Raw genomic sequence first — 18,060 nt, 5'->3', positions numbered from 1 at the left:
GGGATTTGAAATTAATTTTTTCTTATGCTGCATAAGTGCGATGAATTGTTCACGCCTGAGCGCGCGACATGTCGACACTTATCTCTGAGGGGGAAGTGATGCAGGAATGCAACGGCGATGAGGGCCAGCACGCTATCGAGGCGTCGATCCGACCCAGGGGAATCAATGTGGCAACGCGAAGGCCAGTCGAGGATCTATATCCCAGCCATCACATGGCGAAGGAGCGCTGTCCTTCTTGCTTGATGACACTTACACGTTTGACGGCGTACATGCCTTCTGAACGATATCGCGGCGCAGTTGAGGGGCGAGCATCGTGATGAACGCGTAAGTGTATGGCCGCAGGTAATGCTTGTTGTTCAGTACGAGATAGGTGGTGCTCTCTGGGAACAGGTGATCGACGTTGATTGCGCGCAAGCCGAAATCACGCTGCGGATCGAACGCGATGTCGGGTAACACGGTAACGCCGAGTCCATGTTCAACGTACGCTTTGACGACGTCTGCATTGGTGCCTTGCAGCAGCGTCGGTGATCTGAGCTGCAGTCGATCAAGCTCGCGCAGCAGTGTTGTGCGCGAGTTCGACGGCTCGAAAACCACGATCGGATAGCGTGCAATATCTTCGAGGGTAGGTCGCCCCACGTCGAGGAGTGCATGCCCGATCGGAACCAGCAACACCCGCCGGTACGTGTGGAAGGGAAGCGCCACGAGACCCACGGGCAGCGAGTCGAACGTACTGAGCACACCAATGTCCGCGCGCCCGGTTATGATCGCGTCGAGAATTGCTTTGCCGCTCTCGGGCCGGATGGTAATTTGCACCTTCGGGTATTCCCGAGTGAATGTGCTTAATACCGTGGGCAAACGAAAGCGCGCCTGAGTGTGACTCGCTGCAATGGCGAGCGTCCCGTTCTCATCGGTGCGATGCGCCCGCCCAAGTTGTCGGATGTCGTCGATCTCCATCAACGCGCGCTGGGCTCGCTCGATGACCAGCGCACCATCACTACTGATCGCAACCAGGCGGCTGCGCTGCCGGACGAAGATTGCGAAGCCGAGTTCCTCTTCCAACTGTCGGATCTGCGTGCTTACACCAGGTTGCGACGTATTCAACGTCTCGGCTGCTTTGGAAACATTGAGATCCTGGCGGGCCACCTCGCAAATGCAGCGTAGTTGCTGAACGTTCATGGTGGACCTCCCCCTGCATGTATAAAAAAATCGTATAGCACATTATAGAGAGTTACTTCCTCTGCAAAAAATGAATTGGTAACGTTTCTCCATCAAACAGGAGAAATAGACATGGATCGTCGGACCAAACGCCACGCCCTTGTGCAGGAAACAATGGCGGAGATCATCGAACGAGTTGGGCAGCGCACCCCCGATCGCGCGTTGCTGAGCGAAGTGAGCCGGATTCTGCAACGCCTCACCGCCGCGCAGGACTTATTCCCATTAGAAGATTTTCCCGCGCCGGAGGCCGGTGCTCCGCAGACTTCGCTGCGTTATCTGCTGAATGAGCAGCCGGATCATGGCTTCGCGCTGTACGTGAATTCGATCGTGCCGGGCAAGCGCACTGCGCCGCATAACCACGGCACTTGGGCCGTTATCGTCGCCTTGGCGGGAGATGAGCTGAACCGCATCTACCGGCGCATCGACGACGGCAGCGACCCGGAGCGCGCGCAGCTCGAACTGGATCGGGAATACGTGGTCCGGCCGGGCGCGCCCATCGAGTTCATGCCGGACGATATCCACAGTATCCACGTTGACGGCGCCAGCACTGTGCGGCATCTGCACTTGTACGGCCGTGCTCTCGAAACGTTGAATGAGCGGATTGGCTTCGATCTGGAGACCGGTCGGGTCCTCAACTACAACCAGAATTTCATGCGGCCGACCGTCGGCAAGGATTTCGCGTAACCCACGCGATTTCGATGGAGCGCTCGCGCGACGGTATATGCGGGCGACGCAGATATTCACACGGGGGTCGTCAATGATTGATGTATGGGGACGCAACACATCATCCAATGTCGCGAAGGTGGTATGGGCGCTGAGGGAGCTCGATGTGCCGTTCGAACTTCACCTTGCGGGTGCAAACTTCGGTTCCCTGCGCTCCGAGGAATACCTGTCGCTCAATCCCAACGGACGGATTCCGACGCTGCGTGACGGCTCGTTGGTGTTGTGGGAGTCGAACGCGATCGTCCGTTATCTTGCCGCGCGTTACGGTGACGGCACGCTGTGGCCGGTTGATCCGGGCGCACGCGCGGCCAGCGACAAATGGATGGATTGGGCATCGTTGAATCTCGTCCCGGCGCTGCGGGCGCTGCGTGAGGCTCAGAAACAGTCGGCGCCGATTGACCATCGACGTGTGCTGCGCAACAGCGTTGTCGCGACGGTGAAGATCCTGGATGCGAGCCTTGGCGAGGGGCCATTCATCGCCGGCGCCGGGCTCACGATGGGCGACATCGCACTCGCGCCACACATTCATCGGCTGTCGCTCGTTGACGATGTACTCGCCGAACTGCCCGCGGTTGAGCGCTATCGCGCGGCGCTGAAGGAGCGCATTGGCTATCGCGAATGCATCGAAGCGCACATCACTTGAGTTGAAGCAAGGTCAGCGCGGGCGTGCGCCGAGCATTGCCAGGAACGAACGTATGCATCGCTTGGATTGCTCGCCTCGCGCTTGCGCCACCGATCTCGTCGAGGCGGCACATTGCCCGTCGATGAACCTTAACGCAAACGGACAAACTATTTCATGAAACGAGCTGATACGGTATTGACCCATGCCGGCCGTAGCCCCGCCGACCAGGAGGGGATGGTCAACCCGCCGGTATATCGAACATCGACGGTGATCTTTCCGACGCTGGCATCTTATGAAAAGCGGCACGAACTGGGTGACCATGGCGTGCGCTATGGTCGTCATGGCACGCCCACGACATTTGCTTTCGAACGCGCTGTCGCTGAGCTGGAAGGCGGCTACCGGTCTGTGGCGCTACCCAATGGTCTGGCGGCTATCGCATCAACGCTTCTCGCCTTGGCCGCGCCGGGTAGCCATGTATTGGTGCCTGATACGGTGTACGCGCCAGCGCGTAAATTCTGTATGCGGCGACTAGTGCCGCTCGGCATCGATGTGCAGTTCTACGACCCAAAGATCGGCGCCGGCATCGCAGCATTGATTCGTCCGGAGACTGCAGTTGTGTATTGCGAATCGCCCGGATCGATGACGTTCGAGGTGCAGGACATTCCGGCGATCGCCAAGGCGGCGCGGGCCGCGGGCTGTGCGATCGTCGCCGACAACACATGGGCTACGCCCTACTTCTACTCGCCATTTGAACATGGCGTCGACGTATCGATCCATGCCGCCACCAAGTATATCGGTGGTCATTCCGATCTGATGATGGGCGTGATCACAACCAATGAACGCTATTGGCGCGTAGTGCGCGATGCAGTGAGCGATTTCGGCTACGGCGTGAGCCCCGACGACTGCTACCTCGCGTTGCGAGGACTGCGCACGATGGGCGTGCGATTGAAGCAGCAAATGGAGAACGCACTGGCTGTCGCGCGCTGGTTGCAGGCGCGCCCCGAAGTCAGTCGCGTGCTTTATCCCGCGCTACCTGAAGATCCGGGCCACGCAATATGGCAGCGAGATTTTCGTGGGGCGGCGTCGTTGTTCGCCATCGTGCTTCGCGAGGAATGCGCAAACGTACGAGCCTTCGTTGACGCACTTCGGCTATTCGGGATTGGGTCCAGCTGGGGTGGCTACGAAAGCCTGGTCAACGTCGTCCACGCCGAAGCGGTGCGCACCGTGAACGCGTGGCGGCCGGAGGGGGCCGTGATCCGACTTCACGTCGGTTTGGAGGACGTGGCGGATCTGATCGGCGATCTGGAACAGGCAATGCCCGCGCTGCAGACCGCGTGCTGACATGCAATTTCAACAAAGAGAAGGAGACGAACATGAGTAAAGGCATCTTCTGGAAAATCGCGGCGTTGTTCGCAGTACTGACGTCGTCGCTACTGACGACGGGCGCGCACGCAGCCACGCTCGCGGAAATCAAAGCGCGCGGCAAGTTGATTTGCGGTACCCAGAACGCGACTGCTCCGTATGCGTATCAGGATCCTAAGACCCGCACTTTCGTTGGTTATGACGTCGATATGTGTCATGCGCTTGCCGCCGGGCTAGGCGTTGCGCTCGAGCACAAGCCGATGTCGACCGAGGCGAGAATCGCGGAATTGGATATGGGTCGGGTTGACGTGGTCGCAGGCTCAATGACTTATCTGCCGCAGCGCGCGCAACAAGTCGACTATAGCCTGCAGTACCTGCAGGACGCGATCCGTGTTCTGGTCAAAAGGAAGTCGGGCGTCACCGACATCTCGCAGCTCAAGGGTGCTCGCGTGTGCGCGACCAGCGGCTCCGGCTCGGCCGCAATAGCAGGCCAAGTGCTCAAGCAGGCAAAAATCATTACGTTTAGCGACATCGCCGCATGCTATCTCGCGCTGCAGGACGAGAAGGTTGACGGCGTGGTGGGCGGTGAATTGGGTTTGATCCGCTTTCAGAACAATACGAAAAGCGGGGACGACCCGACCGTGCTGCTGCCGCAACCCGTATTCACCGAACATATGGGAATCGTCGTGAAGAAGGGCAATGCGGCGCTCTTGGCTGCGATTAACCAAGTGGTCACCCAAATGGATCGTAGCGGTGCACTCAGTGCGATTTACGACAAGTGGCTCGGGTCGCAGTCGATCTACAAGCTGACTCGCACCTTCAAGGTCGAACCCGTCGATCAGCCCTGATTTGGCCAAATTGAACGATGCAATTTAATCTTTCGTTCCTCCTGACGAACGGTTTTGCCGACCTGCTCGCCTCAGGCGCGCGCACCACGTTGTCCCTGTTCGCGTGTGCGTGGGTCGGCAGCTTCATCGTCGCGCTGGTGATCGTCGTGCTGCGGGTAGTACCCGCTAAGCCGATCGCCGCGTTGATGAGCGCGTTCGTCATCTACCACCGCAACGTGCCGACCGTCGTGCAGATCATGGTCTGGTATTTCGGGGTGCCACAGATGCTGCCTCGTGTCATCCAGCTCTGGATCAACCACCACGACAGCGAGTTCCTATTGGCTGCCGTTGCATTGTCTCTCAACGCCGCCGCGTACTTTTCGGAGGACATTCGCTCGGGACTGCGCTCGGTTCCGTACGGGCAAATTGAAGCGGCGCGCTCGATCGGCCTGAGCGCCGGCGGATCGATGCGTTACGTGTTGTTGCCGCAGGCGCTGCGTATCGGACTGCCGTCGCTGCTCAACCGCTCGCTGATCCTTTTCAAGGACACGAGCCTTTCGATGGTGATCGGGGTAGCGGAAATGACGTATCAAGTGCATGCGATCGAAAACCAAACGTTTCGCGCGTTCGAAGTGTTCGCGGTATCGACGGTGTTTTATCTAATGTCCTGTTGGCTTCTGATGGGCCTGGGCGCGTGGTTGTCCCGGCGCTATGCGCCGGCGCCGAGGGGGTGAGCGCGATGTTCGACATTCTGCATCGATACCTCCTGGTCTTTCTGGTGGGAGGCTGGCCGAGAGGGCCGATCGGCGGCTTCGCGTTGACACTGATCCTTGCGGTCCTGGGCTTGGGGCTGGCGTTTCCAGTCGCACTTGCGCTCGGTCTGGCAAGAATGAGTCCTTGGCGAGTACTGCGCTGGCCCGCATTCGCCTGGGTTTACACGCTGCGTGGTATCCCGCTCCTGATGATTGTGTTTTGGGCCTACTACGTGATTCCGCTTGCCACTGGGCGGACCATTTCGGCGTTCCACACGGCGCTCGCAGCAATCGTCGCCTACGAGGCGGCGTTTCTCAGCGAGATCGTGCGGGCCGGATTACTCGCATTGCCGCGCGGGCAAATCGAGGCGGCCCGCGCATCAGGTTTGTCGTACCTGCAAGCGCTACGGCACGTGCTGTTGCCGCAGGCGCTGGTGAACATGATTCCTTCGTTCGTCAATCAGTTCGTGTCGACGATCAAGGCAACCTCGATCGTGTATGTGATCGGCGTGCAGGAAGTGACGTTCTCGGCGCAGCAGGTCAATAGCATGGAAACGACGAATGCGCTGCAGGTTTTTCTAGTGCTGGCCGGGTTTTATCTGCTGGCCTGTGCATCGCTTTCAGCGCTTGCGCGAATGCTGGACAGACGTATCCAGCGGCGACGAGCGGCGCAATGAGCATTCGGCAAGTGATGAGCAAAGGATTGGAAATGGACGCGATGATCGAGTTCGACAACGTACAGAAATGGTATGGCAAGTATCACGCGCTGAACGGCGTCAGCGGGAGCGTGAACAAAGGTGAAGTGGTCGTCGTCTGCGGGCCGTCGGGCTCCGGCAAGTCGACATTGATCCGCACCGTGAATCGTTTGGAGGATATCGGCGGCGGCACGATCCGCGTTGACGGCAATGACATCCACGCCAAAGGACGGAGTCTGAACGCATTGCGCGCCGGAATTGGCTTCGTGTTTCAGCAGTTCAATTTGTTTCCGCACTTGTCGGCACTCCAGAACGTCATGCTTGCGCAGATGAAGGTGGCTGGAACGTCGCGGCAGCGCGCCGAGCAGCGCGCAATGGCGCTGCTGGAACGGGTTGGACTCGGCCATCGCGCGGACGCAATGCCGAGCATGTTGTCGGGAGGGCAGCAGCAGCGCGTTGCAATCGCGCGCGCGTTGGCGCTGCAACCCCCGCTGATCCTGTTCGACGAGCCAACCAGTGCGCTGGATCCCGAGATGGTGTGCGAGGTGCTTGGCGTCATGAAAGCACTCGCGGCGGACGGCATGACGATGGTGGTGGTCACGCACGAGATGGGCTTCGCGGCCGATGTGGCCGACCGGATCTGGTTCATGGATGCCGGCACGCTCCTCGAAGATACGACGCCGCAACAATTCTTTTCGGCGCCGCGCCACCCGCGTGCGCGCCAATTTCTATCAGACGTGGTCCGGCCTCAGCCGTTGGCCGATTCCCATCCTGTTTTGCAGCCGGCCGCGGGCGCATGAGCGCGTCTTCGTAGCGCCACCGTATCGACATTGGAGAAAGGTAGATGATGCATCTCGACGACGTCTCGATCGAGCAATTGAAGCAATGGTTGGCGGGTAGCGACGAGTTCGCGCTCATCGACGTCGGCGAGGAGGGCGAATTCGGACTCGGCCATTTGCTGCGGGCGATTAACGTGCCGTATAGCCGGCTCGAACTGCTGGTGCCGCCGCTTGTGCCGCGCCGCACCTGTCCGGTCCTGCTGATCGATCATGGAAACGGCATCGCATCGCGCGCGCGTGAACGGCTGCATGCGCTCGGCTATACGCAGGTAGGTGTAGTACGGGGGGGCGTACCAGCGTGGCGTATGGCGGGCAACGAGGTATTTCAAGGCATTTATGTCCCGAGCAAGGCCTTTGGCGAGTGGGTTGAGCATACTTTCGGCACGCCTTCGATCGATGCAGGTCAGTTGGCGGAATTGTTGGATGCCAATGCCGAGGTGATCGTGCTTGACCCGCGCACGGAAGCGGAGCACGCCGCCCGGCATGTGCCGTCCGCCGTATCTTGCCCGGGTGGGGAATTGGTCTATCGATTCGACGATCTCGTGTCGTCGCCTGATACGCTGGTTGTCGTTGCGTGTGGCGGACGCACGCGTGGCATCGTCGGCGCCCAGACGCTGATCAATTCCGGCGTGCCAAATCGTGTCGTTGCGCTTGCGGATGGCAACCACGGTTGGCGCCTCGCGGGCTTCGAGCTGGAGGTAGGCATGCACCGCCGCTTTCCTTCGGTGAGCGCGGCGGGTGGTGCACGCGCAGCCGAGCGCGCGGCGGGAGTCGCTCGCCGCTTCGGCATCGCACGCATTGATCGCTCGACGTTCGACGACTGGATGTCCGAAGCACAGCAGGCGCGTCGCACGACGTACGCGTTCGACGTCCGTACACCCCAGGAATTTGCATGCGGCCACCTCCCCGGTACGAGGTCGGCGCCGGGTGGGCAGTTGATTCAGGCGACCGATCAATGGGTCGGCACTTTGAATGCACGTGTCGTGCTGATCGATTCGGACAATGCGCGTGCGACGATGACTGCGCACTGGCTTAAGCATATGGGCTGGGACGTCTACGTGCTGACGGACGCGTTCGGCATAGATGCGCCGTCGTCGGACGCAGCTCAGGTTAACGGCTATGCCGTCGGCGCCGACGCGGCAGATCGAGCGGCGCGAGTCGAGCGCGAATGGAGCGCCGGCGTTCGGGGTGCCTGCGAAATTGCGCCAGCCGATGCGATGGAGCGAATTCGATCCGGCGCACTCGCCGTTTCGTTCGATTCGAGTGCGGACTATCTCGCGGCACATCCGCCCGGCGCGGTGTGGGCGAATCGAGCGCGCCTGGAGAAGATCAAGGCGCACGTTCGAGATGGCCGGTCGCTCGTGCTTTTTTCGAGCGATGCGGCTACTGCCCATCTGGCCGCGCTCGATCTGGCCGAAATCGCTGGTGAAGACGTAGCGATCGCCGTTGTGGCCGGCGGGCTGCGCGCTTGGCGCGAGCAAGGGCTTCCAATCGAGGCGTCTCCCGAAAGCGCATTGTCGCAAGACGCGCGTGTAGATGTGCTGTATTGGGCGAATGATCGTCGCCAAGGTAATGCTGACGCGATGCGCGCGTATCTCGATTGGGAGAAGCATCTGCTTGCGCAAGTAGCCGCAGACGGCCATTCTTTCGGGTTGGGTGGAAGATCGATCGACGCGCCCACGCTGAAGCGATGGCTGCACGACGGCGACGAAATCGCACTCTTCGACGTTCGCGAACATGGTCAATATGGCGAAGGACACCCGCTCTTCGCGGTGTCGCTACCGTACAGCCGGCTAGAAATCGATGCCGAACGGCTTGCGCCACGAAAAGATGTCAGGGTCGTCGTATTCGACGGCGGCAGTGAAAGCAGCGATGACGGCGCGCCGCCGGTCGCTGCGCGGGCCTCGCAGAGGCTGGCCGCGCTCGGATATACGAAAGTGCATGTTCTCAACGACGGCATGCATGCGTGGCGAGACGCCGGGCTGAACGTGTTCAGCGGCGTGAACGTTCCGTCGAAGGTCTTTGGGGAACTGATCGAGCATGCATACGACACGCCGCGCGTCGGCGCCGACGAGCTCGTCGCTTGGCGTGCTAGTGGGCGCAATGTATTGCTGCTCGATGGACGCCCCATTGACGAACACCGAAAAATGTCGGTGCCCGGTTCAATTTGCGTGCCAAACGGCGAATTGGCGCTTCGCGTCGATGATTTGCCGGGCAGCAACGAGGCGATCCTCGTCGTCCACTGCGCCGGACGTACGCGCAGCATTGTGGGCGCCCAAACCTTGATCAATCTGGGCTGGCCCAAGGACCGCGTTCTGGCGCTCGAGAACGGAACGCAGGGTTGGTATTTGGCCGACCACGCGCTTGAACATGGGGACGAACGGCGCTATTCGGACACTGTGTCGCCTGCCGCGCTTGCCGCGGCGCAAGTTGCAAGCGCGGCGCTCGCGGAGCGCTTCGGGGTGCCGAGCGTCGATGCTGACGCGGTCGTGCGATGGCAGGCGGAAGGCGAACATTCCGTGTTTCTCTTCGACGTGCGGACGGGTGACGAATTCGCCGCTGGCAGTCTTTCTGGCGCACGCCACGTGCCAGGCGGGCAGCTGGTGCACGCAACGGACCGCTACGTCGGTGTGCGCCACGCGAAGGTGATCGTATTTGACGACGACGGCGTTCGGGCACCCGTCATCGCTAGTTGGCTGCGTCAACTCGGCCACGACGCCTACGTGCTGACGGCCGGCTTGCGTAGCGGGCTGACGCTGCCGCGCCCGGACGGGTGGCGAGCGCAGGCTCTGCCAGGCATTGACGCGCGCGAGCTATCGGCGCGTCGGTACGATGCGAAGGTCTGCGTGATTGATGTCCGCTCGAGCATGGCGTTCAGGCGCGCGCACATGGCGGGCGCCATCTGGTCGATTCGACCGCGCCTCGCGACGGTCGCGTTACCGTCCGATCGCTCGGATGTCGTGCTCGTTGCTGACGATGATGCCGTTGCTGCGCTAGCGGCGGCAGAATTGCTGGCGCGTCGCGATGTCTCGAGTGTGTCGGTACTGACGGGCGGCTTCGCTGCGTGGGCGGCCGCCGGGCTGCCTTGCGAAAGCTCACCGGATCAGCCGTCGGATCAGGCCTGCATCGACTTTCTGTTCTTCGTGCACGACCGGCACGAAGGTAACCGAGAGGCGGCGCGGCGCTATCTGGAATGGGAAACCGGACTCATCGCACAGCTTGATTCCGACGAGTTGGCCGAGTTCGACATGCGCGGGGGGCGGTGATCCACTGAGTTAGCCTTTGCCCGTACCTTAGTCCGCTGACAGCTTCATCCGCACCGATGAGCATAAAAAATGGCGCCGCGAACTGAAGGTTCGCGGCGCCATTTCACTGTGCTTCCCGCATTACGGCCCAACCAACGTACCGTAACGCGCCATCAAACTTACATCTGCACTGTGTCGGCGACTTCCTTGAAGTCTTCGATTTGGTCGAAGTTCATGTACTTGTAGATCTTGTCGCCGTCGGTGGCGAGCACGCCCATGTCGGCCATGTACTCTTCCCTGCTCGGAATCTTGCCCAGACGCGAGCAGATCGCCGCCAGTTCCGCCGAGCCGAGATACACGTTCGTGTTCTTGCCCAGACGGTTCGGGAAGTTGCGGGTCGACGTCGACATGACCGTTGCACCTTCGCGCACCTGTGCCTGGTTACCCATGCACAGCGAACAGCCCGGCATTTCCGTACGCGCACCCGCCGTACCGAACACGCCGTAGTGACCTTCTTCGGTCAACTGCTTCTGGTCCATCTTCGTCGGCGGCGCCACCCACAGCTTGACCGGAATGTCGCGCTTGCCTTCGAGCAGCTTCGATGCCGCACGGAAGTGACCGATGTTGGTCATGCACGACCCGATGAACACTTCGTCGATCTTCGCGCCGGCCACGTCCGACAGGGTCTTCACGTCGTCCGGATCATTCGGGCAGGCCACGATCGGTTCGTGGATGTCGGCCAGATCGATCTCGATGACCGCGGCGTACTCGGCATCCGCGTCCGGCGACAGCAGTTGCGGATCGGCCAGCCACTGCTCCATGGCCGCGATGCGGCGTTGCAGGCTGCGCGGATCCTGGTAGCCCTGCGCAATCATCCACTTCAGCAGCGTGACGTTGCTGTTGAGGTACTCGATGATCGGTTCCTTGTTCAGGTGCACCGTGCAACCGGCGGCCGAACGTTCGGCGGAGGCATCCGAGAGTTCGAACGCTTGCTCGACCTTCAGATCGGGCAGGCCTTCGATTTCGAGCACGCGGCCGGAGAAGATGTTCTTCTTGCCCTGCTTGGCGACCGTCAGCATGCCTTGCTTGATGGCGTACAGCGGAATCGCGTTAACGAGATCGCGCAGCGTGACGCCCGGCTGCATCTTGCCCTTGAAGCGCACGAGCACCGATTCCGGCATGTCCAGCGGCATCGTGCCGGTGGCCGCGGCGAAGGCGACCAAACCCGAGCCTGCCGGGAAGCTGATGCCGATCGGGAAGCGCGTATGCGAGTCGCCGCCGGTACCGACGGTGTCCGGCAGCAGCATGCGGTTGAGCCACGAGTGGATCACGCCGTCGCCCGGACGCAGCGCAATGCCGCCGCGCGTGCTGATGAAGTTCGGCAGGGTCTGGTGCGTCTTGACGTCCACCGGCTTCGGATAGGCGGCGGTGTGGCAGAACGATTGCATGACGAGATCGGCCGAGAAGCCGAGGCAGGCCAGATCCTTGAGTTCGTCACGGGTCATCGGACCGGTGGTGTCCTGCGAGCCGACCGAGGTCATCTTCGGTTCGCAGTACGTGCCCGGGCGGATCCCCTGGCCTTCGGGCAGACCGCAGGCGCGGCCGACCATCTTTTGCGCCAGCGAGAAGCCGCGGCCGTTGTCGACCGGTTGCTGCGGCAGACGGAACAGGGTCGACGCGGGCAGGCCCAGCGCTTCGCGCGCCTTGGCCGTGAGGCCGCGGCCGATGATCAGCGGAATACGGCCGCCGGCGCGCACTTCGTCGAACAGCACGTCGGACTTGACCTGGAATTCGGCGATCACTTCCCCGTTCTTGAGGGCCTTGCCTTCGTACGGGCGCAGTTCGACCACATCGCCCATTTCCATCTTCGACACGTCGAGTTCGATCGGCAGCGCGCCGGCGTCTTCCATCGTGTTGTAGAAGATCGGGGCGATCTTGCTGCCCAGACACACGCCGCCGAAGCGCTTGTTCGGGATGAAGGGGATGTCTTCGCCCGTGAACCATAGCACCGAGTTGGTGGCCGACTTGCGCGAGGAGCCGGTGCCGACCACGTCACCCACATAGGCGACGAGATGGCCCTTTTCCTTGAGCGACTCGATGAACTTGATCGGGCCGCGCTTGCCGTCTTCTTCCGGGGTGATGCCGGGGCGCGCGTTCTTGAGCATCGCCAGCGCGTGCATCGGAATATCCGGGCGGGTGGTGGCGTCCGGTGCCGGCGACAGGTCGTCGGTGTTGGTTTCGCCCGTCACCTTGAATACGGTGATGGTCAGGCTCTGCGGCACTTCCGGACGGCTCGTGAACCATTCGGCGTCGGCCCAGCTTTGCAGCACCGCGCGGGCGTTGGCGTTGCCCTTGTCGGCCAATTCCTTGACATCGTGGAACTGATCGAACATCAGGAGCGTTTTCTTGAGGGCGTCGGCAGCCACGGTGCCGACTTCGGCGTCGGACAGCAGCTCGATGAGCGGCTGGATGTTGTAGCCGCCCAGCATGGTGCCGAGCAGTTCGGTCGCACGGGCGCGCGAGATGAGCGAGCAGGCGGTCTCACCCTTGGCGACGGCGGCGAGAAAACCGGCCTTCACGCGCGCGGCTTCGTCCACCCCGGCGGGCACGCGGTTCGTGATGAGGTCGAGCAGCGTTTCCGCTTCACCCGCCGGCGGATTGGTCAACAGCTCGACCAGTTCAGCGGTCTGCTGTGCCGTCAGCGGCAGGGGCGGAATACCAAGCGCGGCGCGGGCGGCCACGTGAACACGATAGTTTTCGAGCATGAGAAGACCTGCTGGCAATTCGTTTCGGGGGGAGGGGTTCAGCCCTCCGAGGTGTTATCCAAGACTGCGTTTCCCGTGATTTTAGTCCTTATGCCGGATAAGATCAAACGTCTTATGTCTTATGTCTTATATAAGACGTTCCTGTGCTGCGTAAGCGAGCGTTTCAGTAGCAGCAGAGGGACAGGCGAAGACCTCCCCCGCCCCCGCCGCTTTCTTTGTCACCTTTTCGCCGTGGCGCGCGTCTAATAGGCGAACACGAACATCATCGTCAACCGCGTTCCCAACGGAGTCTGCCTATGCCACCGGCCATTGATGCCCGAACGGACGCCGATCTGCTCGCAAGCGCTCGCGCCGGCGACGCCACCGCCTTCGAAGCCATCATGCGGCGCAACAACCGCTTGTTGTTTCGCACGGCGCGTGGCGTGGTGTCGAACGATGATGAAGCCCGGGACGTCGTGCAGGAAGCTTACTTGCATGCCTTCACCCGCCTCGAGTCGTTTCGCGGTGAGGCCGCATTGAGCACCTGGTTGGCGCGTATCACGATCAACGTCGCCCTGACGGCGCAACGCAAGCAAGGCCGGATGGCTCGGAGGGAACTGGCGCTCGACTACGACGATCCGCCCGGCGACGATTCACAGGAGAACAGCATGGCTTTGCGCACCTCCAGCGGGGACTCGCCCGACGTCATGGCCGAGCGAAGCCAAGTGCGCGACATCCTGCAGGCGGCGGTCGAAAATCTGCCCGCGATTTACCGGTGCGTGTTCATCCTGCGAGCGGTCGAGGACATGAGCGTCGCCGAAACGGCCTACTGCCTGGATGTCAGCGTCGACGTCGTGAAGACACGGTTTCTCCGGGCTCGCACGATGCTGCGTCAGTCACTGGCCGAACAAGTGAAACCCTACCTGCAAAGTACTTTCAGTTTCGCAGGGGCGGATTGTGACGCGGTGGTTCATCACGTTCTCGGCGCTCTCCGCCTGCGCGGAATGGTCCGATCGCACTGACCGGGTTCGCTGGGGACTTTTCTGGGAGTAGGACACGGAGGTTCCATATCATGAAGATTGCAAGCATTCTCTTATCCGGCATGCTCGCCTGTGCGGCGCAAGCTGCCATGGCGCAGGGGGCCGCACCGAACGACGCCCAGATCGCATCCATCGTCGTCACGGCGAATCAGGTCGATATCGACGCCGGCAAACTCGCCGAGTCCAAGGCGGCAAGCAAAGACGTGAAAGCGTTCGCCAAGCGGATGGTCGTCGATCATACCGGCGTGAACCAGTCGGCCGTTGCCCTGGTCGAGAAGCTGAAAGTCACGCCTGAAGACAACCCCACCAGTCAAAGCCTGAAGACCGGCGGCGACACGAACATCCAGTCGCTGAAGGCACTCAAGGGGGCGAAATTCGATCACGCGTATATCGACCACGAAGTTGCCTATCACGAGGCGGTGATCGACGTGATGGACAAAACCCTCATTCCGAGCGCCAAGAACGACGAGTTGAAGGCGCTGTTGGTCAAGGTGCGGCCGGCCTTCGTCGCGCATTTGGACCACGCGAAACATATCCAAAGCGAACTGGCCAGCAAGTCCTATTACTAGACCATGCGACGACCATCGATCGCGTTGCTGATGGCATTGAGCCTGGGGATGGCGGTGGGCTCGGCGCAGACCGTTTGCGCCGAGCCGGCGGTCCACACGGTCACGATAGACAGCATGCAATACTCACCGCCGACTCTGACCGTCAAGGTGGGCGAGACGGTCGTGTGGGTCAACCGCGACCCTTTCCCCCATACGGTGACCGCGCAAACCGGGGACTTCGACTCTAAGGGCATCGCGCCCGGTGAGTCATGGCAGTTCAAGCCGACGAAGAAGGGAAACTTTCCCTACTTCTGTCGATTTCACCCAACGATGAAGGGCACGTTGCGGGTCGAGTAGGGGCCGTTGCCGGTCGATTACCGTCGCGCGGATCTTCTGCCGGACGACGCCAGTGAGAACGGCCTCGCCTCGGCCCCGTGCTGCGCCGCCGCCTGGCGAGCGGTGACGTCGGAAAAGACGGCCGATGCGCCGATTACTCGAATACGACGAGGGTCTCGGGCGACGGTGGGAGGGGCGCGACACTTATCTTTGAAAAGCCGGCTTCGCGGCCCATCTCCTCGAGCTCACGCGCGGTGTATGCATCGCCTCGCGGCGTCGATCCGAGCATCATGAAGGAGAATGCCGCGGCGAAGGGCGGCGAGACGCGATCGTCGTCAGGCACGAACTCCACCGCGAGCACTCGCCCTCCGGCCCTGAGGCTCTTGCGCACTTTCGAGAGCAGTCCCACGCAGGTGGGCGGATCGAAGTGGTGCAGGAAATTCGAGATCAGAACAAGATCGAAGTCCGTTCCCCATTCGACGTCAAACGCGCTGCCCTCGATTGTCTGATAGCGCGCGCTTACACCGGCCGCGACAGCGTTCTCTTTCGCGACCTCCAATACCGCCTGCCAGTCGGTTGCCACAACGTCCGCCGCGGGAAAGGCGCGAGCGATCGCAATGCCAAAGACCCCATGCCCGGCGGCAATGTCGAGCACGCGCTTCGGTGCTTCCGGCCATGTGCCGACGTGTTCGGCCACCGCCCGCGCGGTTGGCGCCACAAAGGGCACCATGGCGCGCGCGAATTTCACCCAGACGGGGTTGTCAGGGGACATGTTGCCCAGCCCTACGGAGCCGCCGTTTCGAACGAACGCAACCGGATCCTCCAGCCACAGCGCCGTCATTTCGGGGGCCGCGAGAAAATCAGTAACGCTTCCCATCCAAGCCGGCGATGAAGTCGTAAGGAACGCTGCAGTCGACGGCGTCAACAGATACCGCCCCATCTGCTTCTGCAGCAGCCCCAGCACGGTCAGGTAATCGCACAAAATGCGAACGCCGCGCTCGGAGGCCTGCACGCGTTTCGCTATCGGCTCAAGTTCGCCTTTTTCATGCTCGATCGCGGTGAACAGATCGAGCGCGATGGCGGCTTTCAATGCAGCGGTCTTCTGATATCCGAGTAAGGCATCTACGAAGGCTTGCGGAGAGATGTCGTCCATGACCAAAGTCCTTTCGCGAAATACCGCTGCAAGCGGCCTTGCCGATGAGGACGGGCGGTCATACCCACAGGGCGACGGGCAGACGGCTCCGGGAATCTGTTCGAGTATAGGAAATTCGCTGCCAGGTACCAGCGTTTTAATTCCACGCGCGTCGACGAAACGCCAGCGCTGACCACAATGCGCGGCACGCAACGCCCGCTTATGTCGTCGTGCCGTCGCCCCGACGCGAGACCTCTCGAATCTCGACCCCGTCACGCACAATCGTTCCGTCGTGTTCCAGTTGTGCCAACGTTCGATAGAGGGTTTCATGGGCGATGCCGAGCGTGGAGGCCCACTGCATGAGCGTTCCGGGTGGTTTGAACCGTCCCTGGTCGTCGCACTCCAGCCGCAGGCAATGCAGCACACGCTCGCGAGGCGAGCGCAGTGTCAGACGTTCCGCGCGGGCACGGGTGCGCACGAGTTGCCGCGACAGCAGCCGGATCCAATCGATGGCGAACCCGGCATCACGCTGCAGACACGACAGCAGGGTCTTCGCTGGAAAGGCCAGCAATTCGCTCGCACTGCCGCTAAACGCGTCACAGTGATAGTGAGAACTGAAGAGGCTCGCCTCGGCCAGGAAATCGCCAGGCCCACCGGTTTGCAACGTGATGGATTCGCCGTGCGCTTCGTCACGTCGCAACAGCACCTGCCCCGTTTGAATCAGATACACCGACTCGACGCGCTGTCCGCGCTTGAACACATAAGTGTTCGCTTCGTACCGGCACAACCGGGCCGATTCGCGCAGTGCGTCCGGCCACGTTGGTGCACACGACACCGATCCGGGGGTGAGGGCGTCTGAGAGGTCGGCCATGCGTGTCCCGGTGGGTATGCGCGACTTACTTCGACATCGAAGCGTTCATCTGATGGTGGTGCATCATGCCGGGATCGTGTCCCGCCATGGCGTCATGACCATGATCGGACAACTGTGCGTCGAACCATGCATGCAGCGCGTCGACCACGCGCGGCTCGGTCGCGCGATAGACGATCTCACCGCCATTCGGCAAGTCGCGATAGCTGACCTTCAGTTCGCCCGGCGGGGCGTTCTGCAACACCTGTAGACCTGGCATGTCGTTGCCGTGAATCGTCTCGGGCGCCCCGAAGTTGCCCGCCGCGAATTGTCGCGCGATGACGGTCATATGCTCGCGGATCAGCGCGACCTGCTTCGGGTCGCGATGCTTTGTGACAACCTGCTGGACGCCTCCCGTGGTCGTTTTCGTAAAGACATGGGTCGTCGCGGCCAAGGAGAACGGCATCACCTCCGCCCCGTGCTGCGCCACCGTCGCCTGGCGCGCCGTGAGGTCGGCGAAGGCGGTCGACGAGAAAACGACGCCACCGAACAGGGCGGCGGTCGCGGCCCCAACTAACAACACTGAAGGGCGTTTCATGGATAACTCCAATCGAAAGTGCATTTGAAGTCTACCGGCGGCAAGCCACGCTGACTATGACTGAAATCATACGGTGCGCCATACCGCTCGACTCGGTCAATACTGTGCGACGCTCCGGAAATACCGTCGCGTAGTCACGATTGGGTGCGAGCCCGTTCCACCAGGTGTTCGACCATTCGCTGCGCTGCGGGCGGTAACGTTTCAAAGTCGCGACGAGATCCGACGCCATCTGCGCAATTCGCTTGCGGATCGCCGACGGCGATTCGATGCCGCGCCAACGGGATCGTGTATTCGGCCAGTCGGGCGGGCGCCATGCTTTCCGGCTTCCTCATCGCGGCTTTGCTGCGCGACTTCGGGGTGCCCGGCGTCTTTGCCGGCATTACGGTCTGCATGCTGGTCGTCATGATTTCCATCGGGGCTTTCGGGCCCAAGACGAACGGCATACGTCTGGAAGCGCTGTCGCACTGACGTTGATGTTCCCCCGTTGATGGCCGGACAATAAGGCGTACGATTCCCATTGCGTCCCGGTCGCCCG

At 61.5% G+C, this 18,060-nt stretch carries 16 protein-coding genes and 2 pseudogenes; 13 read left to right on the top strand and 5 right to left on the bottom strand.

The features are described from left to right. Window positions 1-249 precede the first annotated feature (249 nt). On the bottom strand, window positions 250-1,176 hold the full coding sequence (locus BGP02_RS21865; protein ID WP_286799274.1) for a LysR substrate-binding domain-containing protein: 927 nt from the start codon (window positions 1,174-1,176) through the stop codon (window positions 250-252). Between the two features lie 111 nt (window positions 1,177-1,287). Between BGP02_RS21865 and BGP02_RS21860 the strand changes: the two genes are divergently transcribed. The 9 genes and pseudogenes from BGP02_RS21860 (at window position 1,288) to BGP02_RS21820 (ending at window position 10,301) form a co-directional block, all read left to right on the top strand. After that, complete coding sequence (locus BGP02_RS21860) at window positions 1,288-1,899, top strand: cysteine dioxygenase family protein (RefSeq protein WP_150563948.1); 612 nt, start codon at window positions 1,288-1,290, stop codon at window positions 1,897-1,899. Window positions 1,900-1,936: 37 nt separating this feature from the next. Next, window positions 1,937-2,581 (top strand): glutathione S-transferase family protein, encoded by a 645-nt coding sequence (locus BGP02_RS21855; RefSeq protein WP_261939464.1) that lies wholly within the window; start codon window positions 1,937-1,939, stop codon window positions 2,579-2,581. Between the two features lie 153 nt (window positions 2,582-2,734). Next, a complete protein-coding gene (metC, locus tag BGP02_RS21850) occupies window positions 2,735-3,901 on the top strand; it encodes a cystathionine beta-lyase (RefSeq protein WP_286799273.1) in 1,167 nt (388 codons plus the stop codon). A gap of 32 nt (window positions 3,902-3,933) precedes the next feature. Further along, entirely contained in the window at window positions 3,934-4,770 is an 837-nt protein-coding gene (locus BGP02_RS21845; RefSeq protein ID WP_261939462.1) for a transporter substrate-binding domain-containing protein, read from the top strand. Window positions 4,771-4,787: 17 nt separating this feature from the next. Next, the gene (locus tag BGP02_RS21840; protein WP_261939461.1) at window positions 4,788-5,483 is read left to right on the top strand and encodes an amino acid ABC transporter permease; all 696 of its coding nucleotides are present in this window, start codon (window positions 4,788-4,790) and stop codon (window positions 5,481-5,483) included. Window positions 5,484-5,488: 5 nt separating this feature from the next. Then, the gene (locus BGP02_RS21835) at window positions 5,489-6,178 is read left to right on the top strand and encodes an amino acid ABC transporter permease (RefSeq protein ID WP_150563943.1); all 690 of its coding nucleotides are present in this window, start codon (window positions 5,489-5,491) and stop codon (window positions 6,176-6,178) included. 41 nt (window positions 6,179-6,219) lie between these two features. Next, entirely contained in the window at window positions 6,220-6,996 is a 777-nt protein-coding gene (locus tag BGP02_RS21830; protein ID WP_150564012.1) for an amino acid ABC transporter ATP-binding protein, read from the top strand. 44 nt (window positions 6,997-7,040) lie between these two features. Then, window positions 7,041-8,090 (top strand): annotated as a pseudogene (locus BGP02_RS21825) (rhodanese-like domain-containing protein); the annotation flags it as partial. A 597-nt stretch (window positions 8,091-8,687) separates the two neighbouring features. Then, on the top strand, window positions 8,688-10,301 hold the full coding sequence (locus tag BGP02_RS21820; protein ID WP_286799313.1) for a rhodanese-like domain-containing protein: 1,614 nt from the start codon (window positions 8,688-8,690) through the stop codon (window positions 10,299-10,301). Between the two features lie 158 nt (window positions 10,302-10,459). Here BGP02_RS21820 and acnB read toward each other — a convergent pair whose 3' ends face one another. Then, entirely contained in the window at window positions 10,460-13,045 is a 2,586-nt protein-coding gene (gene acnB, locus BGP02_RS21815) for a bifunctional aconitate hydratase 2/2-methylisocitrate dehydratase (protein ID WP_261939459.1), read from the bottom strand. Between the two features lie 296 nt (window positions 13,046-13,341). Here acnB and BGP02_RS21810 point away from each other — a divergent pair, with 296 nt between their 5' ends. From BGP02_RS21810 to BGP02_RS21800, 3 genes are read left to right on the top strand one after another with little or no spacing between them, the layout of a single operon-like run. Further along, on the top strand, window positions 13,342-14,046 hold the full coding sequence (locus BGP02_RS21810) for an RNA polymerase sigma factor (RefSeq protein WP_017231458.1): 705 nt from the start codon (window positions 13,342-13,344) through the stop codon (window positions 14,044-14,046). A gap of 50 nt (window positions 14,047-14,096) precedes the next feature. Next, on the top strand, window positions 14,097-14,633 hold the full coding sequence (locus BGP02_RS21805; RefSeq protein WP_017231459.1) for a DUF4142 domain-containing protein: 537 nt from the start codon (window positions 14,097-14,099) through the stop codon (window positions 14,631-14,633). A gap of 30 nt (window positions 14,634-14,663) precedes the next feature. Continuing rightward, window positions 14,664-14,969 carry a cupredoxin domain-containing protein gene (locus tag BGP02_RS21800; protein ID WP_017231460.1) on the top strand — a complete coding sequence of 102 codons (306 nt, stop codon included), beginning with the start codon at window positions 14,664-14,666 and terminating at the stop codon, window positions 14,967-14,969. 133 nt (window positions 14,970-15,102) lie between these two features. Here BGP02_RS21800 and BGP02_RS21795 read toward each other — a convergent pair whose 3' ends face one another. The 3 genes from BGP02_RS21795 to BGP02_RS21785 form a co-directional block, all read right to left on the bottom strand. Then, the gene (locus BGP02_RS21795) at window positions 15,103-16,101 is read right to left on the bottom strand and encodes a methyltransferase (protein WP_261939458.1); all 999 of its coding nucleotides are present in this window, start codon (window positions 16,099-16,101) and stop codon (window positions 15,103-15,105) included. Between the two features lie 199 nt (window positions 16,102-16,300). Then, window positions 16,301-16,951: a Crp/Fnr family transcriptional regulator gene (locus BGP02_RS21790; protein ID WP_268567102.1), complete on the bottom strand. Its 651-nt coding sequence runs from the start codon at window positions 16,949-16,951 to the stop codon at window positions 16,301-16,303. A 25-nt stretch (window positions 16,952-16,976) separates the two neighbouring features. Beyond that, window positions 16,977-17,525 carry an aspartate carbamoyltransferase gene (locus BGP02_RS21785; RefSeq protein ID WP_268567103.1) on the bottom strand — a complete coding sequence of 183 codons (549 nt, stop codon included), beginning with the start codon at window positions 17,523-17,525 and terminating at the stop codon, window positions 16,977-16,979. Between the two features lie 252 nt (window positions 17,526-17,777). Between BGP02_RS21785 and BGP02_RS21780 the strand changes: the two are divergent. Next, window positions 17,778-17,993, top strand: a pseudogene (locus tag BGP02_RS21780) (MFS transporter); the annotation flags it as partial. Between the last annotated feature and the right edge of the window lie 67 nt (window positions 17,994-18,060).

This window comes from Pandoraea sp. 64-18, assembly GCF_001899225.1.
GTDB lineage: Bacteria > Pseudomonadota > Gammaproteobacteria > Burkholderiales > Burkholderiaceae > Pandoraea > Pandoraea cepalis.
This window is presented reverse-complemented; position numbering and strand designations above follow the sequence as displayed.

Excerpts from the sequence above, each read along its gene's own strand:
- BGP02_RS21865 (WP_286799274.1), bottom strand. The coding sequence starts at position 1,176 with ATGAACGTTCAGCAACTACGCTGCATTTGCGAGGTGGCCCGCCAGGAT.
- BGP02_RS21860 (WP_150563948.1), top strand. The coding sequence starts at position 1,288 with ATGGATCGTCGGACCAAACGCCACGCCCTTGTGCAGGAAACAATGGCG.
- BGP02_RS21855 (WP_261939464.1), top strand. The coding sequence starts at position 1,937 with ATGCGGGCGACGCAGATATTCACACGGGGGTCGTCAATGATTGATGTA.
- metC (WP_286799273.1), top strand. The coding sequence starts at position 2,735 with ATGAAACGAGCTGATACGGTATTGACCCATGCCGGCCGTAGCCCCGCC.
- BGP02_RS21845 (WP_261939462.1), top strand. The coding sequence starts at position 3,934 with ATGAGTAAAGGCATCTTCTGGAAAATCGCGGCGTTGTTCGCAGTACTG.
- BGP02_RS21840 (WP_261939461.1), top strand. The coding sequence starts at position 4,788 with ATGCAATTTAATCTTTCGTTCCTCCTGACGAACGGTTTTGCCGACCTG.
- BGP02_RS21835 (WP_150563943.1), top strand. The coding sequence starts at position 5,489 with ATGTTCGACATTCTGCATCGATACCTCCTGGTCTTTCTGGTGGGAGGC.
- BGP02_RS21830 (WP_150564012.1), top strand. The coding sequence starts at position 6,220 with ATGATCGAGTTCGACAACGTACAGAAATGGTATGGCAAGTATCACGCG.
- acnB (WP_261939459.1), bottom strand. The coding sequence starts at position 13,045 with ATGCTCGAAAACTATCGTGTTCACGTGGCCGCCCGCGCCGCGCTTGGT.
- BGP02_RS21810 (WP_017231458.1), top strand. The coding sequence starts at position 13,342 with ATGCCACCGGCCATTGATGCCCGAACGGACGCCGATCTGCTCGCAAGC.
- BGP02_RS21805 (WP_017231459.1), top strand. The coding sequence starts at position 14,097 with ATGAAGATTGCAAGCATTCTCTTATCCGGCATGCTCGCCTGTGCGGCG.
- BGP02_RS21800 (WP_017231460.1), top strand. The coding sequence starts at position 14,664 with ATGGCATTGAGCCTGGGGATGGCGGTGGGCTCGGCGCAGACCGTTTGC.
- BGP02_RS21795 (WP_261939458.1), bottom strand. The coding sequence starts at position 16,101 with ATGGACGACATCTCTCCGCAAGCCTTCGTAGATGCCTTACTCGGATAT.
- BGP02_RS21790 (WP_268567102.1), bottom strand. The coding sequence starts at position 16,951 with ATGGCCGACCTCTCAGACGCCCTCACCCCCGGATCGGTGTCGTGTGCA.
- BGP02_RS21785 (WP_268567103.1), bottom strand. The coding sequence starts at position 17,525 with ATGAAACGCCCTTCAGTGTTGTTAGTTGGGGCCGCGACCGCCGCCCTG.